Source organism: Leptospira alstonii serovar Sichuan str. 79601, from assembly GCF_000347175.1.
In the GTDB taxonomy this organism is placed as follows: Bacteria; Spirochaetota; Leptospiria; order Leptospirales; family Leptospiraceae; genus Leptospira; species Leptospira alstonii.
In genome coordinates, this window is the sequence record NZ_ANIK01000029.1 from 35001 (window position 1) to 47607 (window position 12607).

Genomic DNA, 12607 nt, shown 5'->3' on the forward strand with positions numbered 1-12607 from the left:
TCCGATCGCGTTCCTATTGATCTGCATCTCGCTTTTGGCGTGATTCGATTCGGCTTCCGGTGAAAAAAAGCGTCGTATTCATCCTACTCGTTTTTTGGATTCTTTCCTGCAAGAGCGAACCTTCGATTCCTTCCCAATCTTTTTCAGAAAGAAGTTTAAACGCGGAAGGTAAATTTCTCTGCGCGATCCTGATCGATCAAACTTCAAACAACAGAATCTACTTTCAAAAAGATGAATGTTCTTATAGAACTCCTCCCTCTTCCCTGTTTCATTCCGTTTTGGCCCTTGCGTCCGTGGAAAGCGGTTATTTAAAAGCGGATCAATCCCTTTTTTTCTGGGATAAGACGAGATATCCCTACATTCGTTGGCAGAAAGATCAGAATCTCAAATCCGCCTTGGAATATTCCGTCCAATGGTATTTTACAAAACTCTGGAACGACATCGGACCGGAAAAAGGAAAACCGCTTTTGGATAGGATCGGCGCGTTTCATTCTTCGGTTCCGTCCGTTCGAAGTTCTTTTTGGGCCGACGGTTCGTATACGATTTCACCTTCTGAATTCGCGGATTTTTTAATCCGACTTCAGGAATCTTCTCCGCCTTTTCGTAAAAAGACGATTCAGACCGTTTGGAATCTGCTCAAAAGACCGCCGGGTTCCCTTTCCAACGCGAGCGGAAGCCACGACCTTACGGGGGATTGGAACGGAGCGGAAGATTATAAATCGGATTCTGCGTTTTATTATACTCAAGACGAAACCCATTCCTGGTTTTGGGTTTCCTTTCAAAAGGCGGACGTTCGCTGGTTACTTCTCACAAGAGTCAGAGTGTTAGACCAACCGAAGAGTCCCTTGGAAGCCGCGGAACTCGCTTCTAAAATTCTTCGGGAAGAATCCATCGTTCCTTAATCTATAACTCCGAAAGATCGAAACGATCCTAAAAATCTGAATGACGAAACCGGAATTCAACCGAAGAATGCCTTCAAACAAAGGATTTGTTTGATGAAAAAAATATCGCTATTTTATATTTTTCTAATTTTCTTATTCATCTTAACCTTGGGACTCATCCTTCGGACCGGACAAGGTCTGGAGTTGAAAAAGGATAATTTTCATTCTTCCCGAGTTTCTCCGGAAAAAAATGAGAAGGTAAAAGATTCTTCCGCGAAAATAGCTCCTTCCAGACCTGATTTTCTGGACATGGGAGCGGTGGGAAAAATTTTCTCCGGCCATTTGAAACAGCCGATTTCCAGACTTCTTCTTCAATTGATCGTAATCATGCTTTCCGCGCGATTTTTCGGAAAACTCGCTACGATTCTCGGGCAACCTTCCGTGATCGGAGAAATTCTTGCGGGTATTCTTCTCGGTCCCTCTTTGCTCGGTCTTGTCTTTCCCGAAGGATTTCAACTTTTATTTCCCAAGGAATCCCTTTCCACTCTTCAGATCTTAAGTCAACTCGGACTTTTACTTTTTATGTTCGTGATCGGAATGGAATTGGATCTTAAGATCCTAAAAAACCAAGCCGAGTCGGCCGTAATCATCTCTCATTCGAGCATCATGTTTCCGTTTCTATTGGGAGCGGGCCTTGCGTATTTCATCTACGTCCCGTTGGCTCCGCCGGGAGTGGACTTTATTGCGTTCTGTCTTTTTATGGGAATCGGAATGAGCATCACCGCCTTTCCGGTCCTCGCGAGAATCATTCTGGAAAAGGGTTTAACGAAAACCGCGTTAGGCAGCCTTGCGCTCACCGCCGCCGCCGCGGACGACGTAACCGCTTGGTGTGTTCTCGCGATCGTGGTTACGATCGTAAACGCGGGCTCTTTCTCTTCTGGGATTTTGATGATCTTCATGTCCCTAACGTATATGTTCGTGATGTGGAAGGGAATTCTTCCTTTGATGAGAAGAGCCGGAAATTTATACACCACCAAAGAATCGATGACGAAGACGATCACCGCGTTTTTCTTTTTATTCATCTTCTTTTCGGCCTGGATCACGGAAGCGATCGGAATCCACGCGCTTTTCGGCGCCTTTCTCGCGGGAGTGGTGATGCCGAATAAAAAGGAACTCAGAAACAATCTGGTGGAAAAGATAGAAGACTTCAGTCTTACCGTTTTACTTCCTCTTTTTTTCGCGTTTACGGGGCTGCGGACCAAGTTCGGTCTTTTGTCGAGTTCGGGTCTTTGGCCGGTTTTTTTCCTGATCCTTTTCGTGGCCGTCTTAGGGAAGTTAGGCGGAAGTGCGATCGCCTCCCGTATGTCCGGTAAAAATTGGAAGGATTCCCTATCGATCGGAATCCTCATGAACACACGCGGTCTTATGGAGTTGATCGTTCTCAACATCGGTTACGACCTCGGAGTTTTATCCGAAGAGATCTTTTCGATGATGGTCCTTATGGCCCTTACAACCACGATCATGACCGGCCCCGGACTTAAACTCGTGGAACTCCTTTTTTCCAAGGAAGGTTTTACCGCAAAGCCTACGACAAACACCGGAATACTCATTTCCTTCGCGCAACATGCGAGAGGTTTGGAACTATTAAAGATCGCTTATGGACTTTTTCCCGAGAAAAAAAAAGAGAGAGAAGTCACCGCGGTTCATTTGTCTCCGGATTCCAATATCTCCGAGTTTCACGCCGAAAAGTACGAGTCTTCGAGTTTCACTCCTCTCAAAGAACTTGCAAAGGATTTGAACATGCGTCTGCGGACGATCTACAAAACCTCCACGAACATAACAAAAGACATCATTCGAATCGTGGACGAGGGAAAGTATAAACTTCTTTTGATCGGTGCGGCCCGTTCTTTTTTTTCGGACGATATTTTGGGCGGAAAAATCCGGACCATCCTGAACGAAACGGACTGTAATACGGGAATTCTATTTTCTTCCCAATTGGAAGACGTGAAAAACATCCACATCCTCTTCGGTAAGGAAAAGGATCTCGAACTTCTTCAGATCGCAAAAAGACTTGCGGGCAACTACAATTCCAAACTTTCCATCGTGGATTTGAACGGTTCCGTAAATCGGATTTCTTCCCGGATCAAACAGAATCTCAAAAAAGAAAAGGTAAAAATCCTAACTCAGGAAAGCGGCGCATCGGATTGGAAACAGTTCGATCTGATTCTTTGCGACCTGGACATCTGGGAAAATCATCCCGAATTCAGAGTGAACGAACTTCCGCAAGGCGGCGGACTTCTTTTGATCCGTTCCGTGGACGGCTTTCTGATCGAATCCTGACACGACAATCGTAACGTTATGCGCAACTTTAGGCCCGCAAGGTGAGAAGGAATTTCGGATAACGTTCTCGTGGAAAACGGCCTTCGTATCGGCGCTCCGATTTTAGAAATCGTTTTGAATGGACAAAAGAAAACGAATGCGAAATTTTATTTTTAGAGTATGAAACGAACGATTCACAAGATTCTATTTCGAGATTCAAGAGAAACGTTTCCGTTAGAACCGGAATCCGTGGATCTCGTTCTCACCTCCCCTCCCTATCCTATGATCGAAATGTGGGATGAACTCTTTTTCGGTTTTTCAAAAGAAATTCGAGAAAGTTTTCCGACCGATCCGAACCTTTCCTACGAACGAATGCACGCCGAACTCGACAAGGTTTGGAAAGAATCTTTCCGCGTTCTGAAAGACGGAGGTTTTCTAGTGATCAATATCGGAGACGCGACGAGAAACACTTCTTTCGGTTTTCGGATCTACACCAATCACGCGAGAATCTTGCAAGGTTGCAACTCGATCGGTTTCCAAAGTCTTCCCGGAATTCTCTGGAGAAAACAAACGAACGCGCCCAACAAATTCATGGGTTCCGGAACGCTCCCGGCCGGCGCGTATGTAACCTTGGAACATGAACATATTTTAATATTCAGAAAAAATAATAAAAGAAAATTTGCGACAAAAGAGGAACAACTCGCACGTGCCGAAAGCGCGTTCTTTTGGGAGGAGCGCAATTTTTGGTTTACCGACGTCTGGGACTTTAAGGGAAAAAAGCAGGGTTTAAACCCTTCCGCCGGAAGAGAAAGAAGCGCGGCGTATCCGCTCGAACTTGCAAACAGAATCGTATTGATGTATTCCTTAAAAGGAGACGTCGTTTTAGATCCGTTCCTCGGAACCGGAACCACGACCTTGGCCGCGATCGGAAACGCCAGAAATTCGATCGGTTTCGATTTGGACTCGAGTCTGCCTCAATTCGAAAATCTTTCTTCCTTAGGGGAAATGTTCAATGGAATCGTGGAAAAGCGGAAAAACGACCATGATCTTTTCGTACAAACAAGACTCAACGACGGAAAACCGATTCTTCATTTCAATCAAAATCTGCAAACTCCTGTCGTTACCAAACAAGAGAAATTTTTAAACTTGGAAAAAATCGTCCGAATTTTTCGCAACTCGGAGGACGAAATCGAAGCCGAATATTCTCCCCTACTTCAAACGGTGCTTCCTCCGCAACTCGAGCCCGATCCCGCGGTACAACCGTAACAGTGTTCGTCCACTCGAATGCTTCTTTGTATTAAAAGGGCCGAGTTATAGTCCCTAACGTTTTGGACCTTTCCCTCCACCTTCATTTCCAACATCTGATTGAAGTCGCAATCGTATAAAGAACCCTCGTATCCCACACTCAGGGTATTTTTACACATCAGTCCCCGCGTCGCGGCGGGATTGTAGGAAGTCGCGAGTTTTTCCGCGTAATCTTCCAAATTTCCGCTCTCTTGCAGATATTCCAAATATCTAGAAATCGGCATATTCGTAATCGTGAATAATGAATTGAAGCGTATTCCAAAACTATCATACAATGATTTCTTAAATTCCGATTCCAAAGATGTCTGAGCGCCGGGCAAAAAAGCTCCGGCCGGATTGTATACGAGATTTAAAACCAGACCGGAATCCGGAATTCCGTAACCAACAGAATTCAATTTTTTTAATGCTTTTATGGAACGATCAAAAACGCCGTTTCCCCTCTGAGCGTCCGTCCTTCTTTTTTCGAAATACGGAAGGCTGGCGACGATTTCCACCTTTTGTTCCGCGAAAAACTCAGCGAGGTCCGCGTATTTTTCTCCCGCGAGTAAAATGGTAAGATTGCAGCGAACCGTCACTTTCTTGTTCAGTTTCCTAAGTTCCCCGACAAACCATCGAAACTCTGGATTCATTTCCGGCGCGCCCCCGGTCAGATCCACGGTCGAAATCGGGCTCTCCGCAAGGATTTTCAAACAATGAAACATCGTCTCCCGGCTCATGATTTCCGTTCGATCGGGACCCGCGTCCACGTGACAGTGTTTACAGGTTTGGTTACAAAGCTTCCCGAGGTTGATCTGAAAAATTTCGGTCGAAACCGGTTTTAATATCCCCACTCCGGAACTTTGAAGTTTTTCGGCAAAGGAAGGAAGATTCTTAGAAATGAGAACTTCCCTTAAAATGTGAAACTGTCTCTCGGGAGAAACGAGTTCGCTTCCTCTATAAAGTAAGGACTTCACGGATGTTCTTCCGGGGCTTCCAATTACATTCCTAATTTTTTAACCCGATTCATCATCTGAACGGAATGAACGAGAGACGCTCCGCCTCGGATCGCGGCGGCTACGTGAACGGCTTCCATAAGCCCCGCTTCGCTCACTCCCTTTTCCAGAGTGTCGGTCGTATACGCGTCGATACAATAGGGACATTGAATCGCATGAGAAACCGCTAATGCGATCAGGGATTTTTCGCGGGCCGTCAGCGCCCCGTCCGCAAATACGTCTCCGTAATATTCGAAAAACTTTCTAGCGAGATTCGGCTGAAACTCTCCGATACTTCCGAACTTTTTGAGATCCTCGGGCGTATAATACGACTCTTTAGACATAAATATTCCTTTTTTTGAATTTAAAAAATTTATAATTGAATGTGAGTTCCGTATAACAAATGCGAAAGCGATTGATGCGGAGGGAAACTCAGCAGAACGCTCTTTATGAATCGCGTTCTATAATAAATTGAAACTAAAGACGATATATTGTATAATGTTTCTTTCATGCAATTTATTGACTATAGCTGAAAGCGCGCGCCCTCGCCTTTTTTACGAAAAGGCGAGGGATTCGCCCAAACTTTCAACCGCCGAATTCACATTAATTTAACCGTTAATTTTAGAATTATTTAATTTACAGTCAACGAATATTCTACTTTTTTGAAGTAAACGTGAGATTGTTGCATCGATCGCAAACTTCCTGCGGAACGATTCCCCATTGCATCAAGTAACCGAATACGAAACAACCCGCGCAAAATCCTACGAAGGATTCCAAGGCCGCAAAAAATACGAGTATTCCGAGCGTTATCTGAAACGCCAAAATCTTTCCTTGTGTAAGAAGGATCAAAGAAACGAGACTAAACAAAAAACCGATCGTTTGTGCGAATCGTTTCGGCGGTCCGGCCACGGTTTTATTTCCCAGCTTGAACAAAGGAACGATTCCGTAAATCGCGAGTCTGGCAAAAGGTGAAAACTTAGGGCCGTATAATACGCGAGCCGTAAATCCGTAGAACAGGGCGAAATTCAGCCAAATCGACTGGGTCAAAAGAGTTACAATCGCGAGAATAAAAACGAGCCCGGCCACCGATCTTGCTGCATATTCATTGACCGTATCCGGAAATTTGCCGATTTGAATCATAACCTAAACTCTCCATCCTCTTGGATAACGACGAATCCAATTCTTAGACCTAATTTCAACCAAAAAACTGTCTGATATTTCTGCAATAACTTAAATATTCTATTATAACGTTAAAATTTCTGCTATATTTGTCTGGGTTTCGATTTTCACAAACGCTTTTGTTCTTTTTGTTTGGTTCAAAATGTAGGAATCGGGGGGCAAATCAAGAAGTTCAATAAGCCGATTTCCTTTCATAAAAAATGAAATGGCGAATCAAGAAGGATATATAAAAGTTAATCTCCAATGAAGAACGAAAAATATTTTTTGAAACTTTCATGAATTCTCCTTCCGTCAGCGTAATCATCCCCGCCCTCAACGAGGAACAATCGATTCCTTTCGTTTTGAAGGAATTATATTCGATCGCGGGTTTGAATATTCCGGAAGTCATCGTAGTTGACAACGGGAGCACGGACGAAACGGCCCGAATCGCCGAGGATTTCGGGGCGATCGTTTTATCCGAAACCAAAAGAGGATACGGAGCCGCTTGCCTCAAAGGATTGGAAAGAATTTTCAATTCTTCTAATCCTCCGGATTTGGTCGCATTTATGGACGCGGACTATTCCGATTCCCCTTCCGAACTGCCTTTGTTGGTCGAAACATTCAATAAACGGAATGTAGATTTGGTGATCGGCTCCAGAACCCTCGGCAATGCGGAAATGGGATCTCTAACTCCCGTCCAAAGGTTCGGCAATCGGCTTTCCACGACTCTCATTCGCATTTTATACGGCGTTTCCTTCACCGATCTCGGCCCTTTCCGCGTGATTCGTTCGGCTTCTTTAAAAAAATTGAATATGCAGGATCGTAATTTCGGTTGGACCGCGGAAATGCAGATCAAGGCCGCCCGACAAGGTTTACGTTGTATCGAAGTTCCGGTGAGTTATAAAAAAAGAATCGGCGTTTCCAAAATCAGCGGAACCGTCCGCGGTTCCATCCTGGCGGGTTGGAAAATTCTTTATACGATCGGAAAACTTTCCCTCTCTAAATGAACGCAAATCTTACGCGTAATTTACTCATTCGTTTTTTTCTTATTTTGTTTTTTGTCCCGGTTCTTTTGTTTCAACACTTCGGAGAAAGAAAAAACTCGGCCCTTCTTTTCCTCTCGATCGTTCCCGCTTTCCTATCTTACGGTTTGATTTTAATCGGAACCGGCTCGTTTCCCGCGAGATTTCGTTTTTTGCGAAATAAAAATACATTCCTATTTTTGAATATTCCGTTTCGATTTTGGGTTGCGGTAGGCATTACCTTCAGAATTTTCCTCTTGTTTGCGGAACCGATCCTTTCCGAAGACGTATATCGTTTTTTATGGGACGGGCTTCTTTTGACCGAAGGCAAATCTCCGTTTTCCTTTTTACCGAAAGATTTTTCCCTCTCGAATGCCGCTCCGGATACGTTGGGATTATATGCGGAATTATCGATCAAAATGAACTCCCTCCGTTTCTATTCCGTGTATCCTCCGATCCTGCAGATTTTGTTTTGGTTCTCCGCAAAAAGTATGCTCTTTTTCGGGAGCGTAAACGCCGGCGTTTTTGTTTGGAAATGTTTTCTTTTTTGTTCCGAATTGGGCGTTCTTGGAATTTTAGTTTCCGTTTTTAAGGTAAAAAAAATTCCTTTGGAATCGAGTCTGATCTACTGGTTGAACCCTCTCGTTTTCGTAGAGATTGCGGGTAACGCACATCCGGAATCCGTCCTCGTATTTTTTTTAGTCGGTACGATTTGGTTTTTCTTTCGTTGGCTCAGGTCGGAAACGTCCAAGGACTTTCTCGGATTTGCGCTATTTTTCTTGGGGGGGATCCTGACTAAAATCACTCCGGTCGTTCTCGTTCCGTTTTTCCTGTTCGTCTTTTGGAAAAGAAAACGGTTTTTGATTTTATCCGCGTCCGTTTTCGGAGTTTTGATCGTTTGCGGAATCGTAATTTTACTTTTTCCGGATTTGATCTTAAAACAAAGTGCGTCCGGTTTGGGAGTGTTCTTTCAACTTTTTGAATTTAACGGAAGTGTATATTACGTTTTACGCGAGTTTCTTCGGGCCATCGGAGAGAACTTTTACGCGGCGGGAAAGATCTGCGCGACGATCGCGTTAGTCTCCATTTCCGCCTACTCGTTTTGGAAACGAAAAGAGGAAACTATCCAAAATATCTTTTCAACCGTAGAAACGATCTATCTGATCTTTTTTGTTTTTTCCACAACGGTCCATCCTTGGTATATCCTTCCTTTGATCGTCTGTTCGATTTTTTCGGGAAACCTCTATCCGATCGTCTGGTCCTTTTCGATCCTTGTCTCTTACTCAGCGTATTCCGCGTTTCCTTATCAAGATTCTTTCGGATGGTTGTGTTTCGAATACGGAACCTTATTCCTTTTTCTGATTATGGATTTTAAACTTAGCTCTTTGCGAAAACAAAAAGAGACATCCGCTGACATTAGAGTCGTTGAAAAATTCAATAGCCGAGATTAACAAAACTGCTTCAATCGTCCATTTCAATGAAACAGAAACAAATGGAGAATTAATTTTTCAACAACTCTATTTAAAAACAAAACTTTCGCTTCGTTTCTTCTTTAAAAAAACCTTTCAACTTCAACCTCGAACGGCTTTCTTGTCCATATCGTCTTTTTTAGAGACCCGCCGCAATCATGATTGATAAACTGATCCGAGCTTCGATTAAAAACAGAGCCCTGGTTTTGGTGCTGACCTTCATGATTACACTCGTGGGAATTTACAACGCATTCTACCTTTCCATCGACGCGATCCCGGACGTGACAAACGTTCAGGTTTCGGCGGTCACGTCTTCTCCCGGACTTTCTCCCCTCGAAGTGGAACAGTTCATTACGTATCCGATCGAGATGGAATTTACCGGCCTTCCGAACGTAACCGAAATCCGTTCCATCTCCCGAACCGGTGTGAGTTCGGTCACGGTGATCTTCAAAGACGGCACGGACATCTACTTCGCCAGACAACTCGTCAACGAAAGGATCAAACAAGCGGAAGCCATCATTCCTCCGGGTTACGGTAGACCCGAACTCTCTCCGATCGCGACCGGTCTCGGTGATATTTACGAATTCGTTCTCACATCGGATCGACATTCTCCGGAAGAATTGAGAACGTATATGGACTGGGAACTCGCGCGCGAAGTTAAGTCCGTGGAAGGAATCATCGACGTGAACATCATCGGAGGTCAGGTCCGTCAATACCAAGTGAAGATCGATCCGAGAAGACTCGCGGTTCACAACCTCACTCTCTCGCAAATTTACGATAAGCTCGAATCCGCAAACCAAAACACGGGAGGCGGTTATATCTCCAAGAACTCGGAACAAATCGTGATCCGAGGCGAAAGTCAGTACAAATCCATCGAAGATATAAAAAACACCGCGGTTACGACCGCCGGGGACGGAATTCCCCTTTTGCTGGGTCAAATCGCGGAAGTGGAAATCGGCCCGGCTCTTCGTTTCGGTCTCGTGACCAAAGACGCCCAGGGAGAAGCGGTCGGCGCCACAACCATGATGCTCATGGGTCAGAACTCTCTTCAAGTCGTAAAGAAGGTCAAAGTAAGAATCGAAGAAATCAGGGAAAAACTTCCCCCCGGTATGAGAATCGAAACCTTTTACGACCGTTCCGAGTTTATCGGAAGAACGTTAGGCACCATCTTTACGAATCTCGCCGAAGCCGCAGCGCTCGTCGTAATCGTTTTGATCCTCGCCCTAGGAACCGTGAAAGGCGCGTTACTCGTCTCTTTGGCGATTCCGATTCCGATGCTCGTAGCCACGATTTTTATGAACGCGTTCGGAATCGTGGGAAACCTGATGTCCCTCGGAGCTCTCGACTTCGGTCTTCTTGTGGATGGAACGATCGTGATGCTCGAATCGATCCTACACGGTTTTATCTTAAAACGTTCCTTTTACGAGATGCAGACAAAACTGGGAGATAGGGAACTTGCCGCGGAGGAAATCATCACGGACGCCTGCGTGCGCGTGGGTCGTGCGGCCACGTTCTCGGTCGCGATCATTCTGCTCGTTTATCTTCCCCTGATGAGTTTGGAAGGTGTGGAAGGAAGAATGTTCAAACCGATGGCGATCACCGTCGCGCTTGCCCTCGGCGCATCTCTTCTTTTTTCTCTGACGACCTTTCCCGCGGCGGCGAGTATCATCTTTAAGAATCCGGTTTTTTTTCACAGTAAGTATTGGGACGTCATCACGGAAAAATACAAACTTCTCCTCGATTTTGGAATGTCCCGCAAAAAAGAATTTTGTTACGCGGGGATCGGCGTCGTTGTATTTGCGTTGCTCTTGGCTTCTACGTTGGGTTCCGAATTTTTACCTCGAATCGACGAGGGAGAAATCGCGATCGATATCAAACGTCTTCCTTCCACCTCTCTCAATTATTCCAGGGACACGAACTCCGATATGGAAGCCGTCTTAAAAAAATTTCCGGAAGTAATCAGCGTGGTTTCCAAAATGGGTAGAGGAGAATCCGCAGCGGAGCCGATCGGCACCGACGAAGGCGAGGCCATGGTAAAACTCAAACCCCACAAAGAATGGACGAGCGCGGACGACAGGGAAGAACTGATGAGTAAGATGAAGGACGAGATCTTAAAGTTCATTCCTTCCAGTACGATCAGTTTGTCTCAGCCGATCGAAAACAGAGTCAACGCGCTTCTCTCCGGATCGAAGGCGGACGTGGTGATCAAAATCTACGGAGACGATCTCGTTAAACTCAAGGACATCGCAGGTCAATTCGCAAACAAACTCAAAAACGTTCCGGGAGTCGCGGACCTACGAGTGCAAAGAGTCTTGGGACTTCCTATCGTGGAGATCAAGGTCGATCGGGAAAACATGGCGCGTTACGGAGTCCAAGCCGAAGAAATTCTTGCGACCGTGGAAGCGCTCCGATTGGGCAGGCAAACCGGAAAAGTATTCGAAGGTTTTAAAAGATTCGATCTTGTGGTTCGTTTGAAAATCGACGCGACCGATTTGGAACAAGTCGAAAACATTCCCGTCTTTACTTCTTCCGGGTCCACGGTTCCTCTCGCTCAGGTTGCGGAGATCAAACTCGTGGAAGGTCCGGCGGCGATTTACAGAGAATCTCTCAAAAGAAGAATCATGGTAGAAACCAACATTCGAGGAAGGGACCTCGTGGGTTTTGTCAACGAGGCTCAAAAAGTTACGGAGGAGATAGAAAAAAACCTTCCTCCCGGTTACAGAACGGATTGGGGAGGTCAGTTCGAAAACTTCACCCGAGCGAAAGAAAGACTGGCCTTGGTCGTTCCGATCGCTCTTGCGATCATATTTTTTATGCTCATCGCCGCCTTCGGGAGCATCTACTACGCGTTAGGCGTCTTTATCGTGGTTCCTCTCGCGGTTTCGGGGGGAATCATCGGTCTTGTAATCCGAGGTCTTCCTTTCAGTATTCCTGCGGGAGTCGGGTTTATCGCCGTAAGTGGGATCGCCGTTTTAAACGGGGTCGTTTACGCCTCCACCCTTCGGGAAGAGTTGGAAAAGGGAGCATCGATCGCGGATGCGGTTTATCTCGCGGGAATTCATTCTCTTCGTCCGGTTATGACCACGGAAGTCATAGCCGCAGTCGGTTTTATTCCGATGGCGATCTCCACGATGGCGGGCGCGGAAGTACAAAGACCTCTTGCGACGGTCGTGATCTTCGGAGTCATCGTCGCCACGGTTTTCTCCCGTGTCCTTCTTCCGATCGTGATGGAATATCTTTTGAACCTGTACGAAAGTCAGGAAAGGAGAAAGTCCGCAAAACGCAGACTCCTGGAAAAACGCACCTTCGGTAATCAGGGTCATAGTTTCGCTCACGATAACAGTGAGTGGTTGCAAACTCATTCTCATTCGGAAGTCCGGGAAGTGTTCACGGAAGAAGATACTTCGAAAGAGAACGTAGAACCTAAGAAAAAATCCTTGAAATCGAAGAAGGGAAAGAAGAAGTAAACGAACGGGAAACAA

At 45.5% G+C, this 12607-nt stretch carries 10 protein-coding genes (1 of these 10 running past the window's edge); 7 read left to right on the forward strand and 3 right to left on the reverse strand.

Features of this window, described 5'->3' with window-relative positions; translation table 11 throughout:
* The 4 genes from LEP1GSC194_RS07230 to LEP1GSC194_RS07245 form a co-directional block, all read left to right on the forward strand.
* Positions 1 to 43, forward strand: partial view of a hypothetical protein gene (locus tag LEP1GSC194_RS07230; protein WP_036041679.1) — the 3' end only. The gene continues 470 nt to the left of window position 1, outside the view; 43 of the gene's 513 nt are visible here — the last part of the coding sequence; its start codon lies beyond the left edge, outside the window; the stop codon is at positions 41 to 43.
* Between the two features lie 37 nt (positions 44 to 80).
* Positions 81 to 902: a penicillin-binding transpeptidase domain-containing protein gene (locus LEP1GSC194_RS07235; protein WP_231384506.1), complete on the forward strand. Its 822-nt coding sequence runs from the start codon at positions 81 to 83 to the stop codon at positions 900 to 902.
* Between the two features lie 93 nt (positions 903 to 995).
* On the forward strand, positions 996 to 3221 hold the full coding sequence (locus tag LEP1GSC194_RS07240) for a cation:proton antiporter (RefSeq protein ID WP_020772992.1): 2226 nt from the start codon (positions 996 to 998) through the stop codon (positions 3219 to 3221).
* A 159-nt stretch (positions 3222 to 3380) separates the two neighbouring features.
* Entirely contained in the window at positions 3381 to 4466 is a 1086-nt protein-coding gene (locus LEP1GSC194_RS07245) for a DNA-methyltransferase (protein ID WP_020772999.1), read from the forward strand.
* Here the strand turns inward: LEP1GSC194_RS07245 and arsS are convergent.
* The 3 genes from arsS to LEP1GSC194_RS07260 all read right to left on the reverse strand — a co-directional run bounded on the left by arsS (position 4415) and on the right by LEP1GSC194_RS07260 (position 6616).
* Entirely contained in the window at positions 4415 to 5458 is a 1044-nt protein-coding gene (gene arsS, locus LEP1GSC194_RS07250; RefSeq protein ID WP_036041681.1) for an arsenosugar biosynthesis radical SAM (seleno)protein ArsS, read from the reverse strand. The two genes, LEP1GSC194_RS07245 and arsS, sit on opposite strands and share 52 nt — an antisense overlap.
* Before the next feature lie 23 nt (positions 5459 to 5481).
* Positions 5482 to 5820: an arsenosugar biosynthesis-associated peroxidase-like protein gene (locus LEP1GSC194_RS07255; protein WP_020772993.1), complete on the reverse strand. Its 339-nt coding sequence runs from the start codon at positions 5818 to 5820 to the stop codon at positions 5482 to 5484.
* A gap of 310 nt (positions 5821 to 6130) precedes the next feature.
* Positions 6131 to 6616 (reverse strand): DUF4395 domain-containing protein, encoded by a 486-nt coding sequence (locus tag LEP1GSC194_RS07260; protein ID WP_020772959.1) that lies wholly within the window; start codon positions 6614 to 6616, stop codon positions 6131 to 6133.
* 314 nt (positions 6617 to 6930) lie between these two features.
* Between LEP1GSC194_RS07260 and LEP1GSC194_RS07265 the strand changes: the two genes are divergently transcribed.
* From LEP1GSC194_RS07265 to LEP1GSC194_RS07275, 3 genes are all read left to right on the forward strand, one after another.
* Positions 6931 to 7641 carry a glycosyltransferase family 2 protein gene (locus tag LEP1GSC194_RS07265; RefSeq protein ID WP_020773007.1) on the forward strand — a complete coding sequence of 237 codons (711 nt, stop codon included), beginning with the start codon at positions 6931 to 6933 and terminating at the stop codon, positions 7639 to 7641.
* Positions 7638 to 9107 (forward strand): ArnT family glycosyltransferase, encoded by a 1470-nt coding sequence (locus LEP1GSC194_RS07270; RefSeq protein ID WP_020772957.1) that lies wholly within the window; start codon positions 7638 to 7640, stop codon positions 9105 to 9107. The genes LEP1GSC194_RS07265 and LEP1GSC194_RS07270 overlap by 4 nt, the downstream gene beginning before the upstream one ends.
* Before the next feature lie 176 nt (positions 9108 to 9283).
* A complete protein-coding gene (locus LEP1GSC194_RS07275) occupies positions 9284 to 12592 on the forward strand; it encodes an efflux RND transporter permease subunit (protein ID WP_036041683.1) in 3309 nt (1102 codons plus the stop codon).
* The last annotated feature ends 15 nt before the right edge of the window (positions 12593 to 12607 follow it).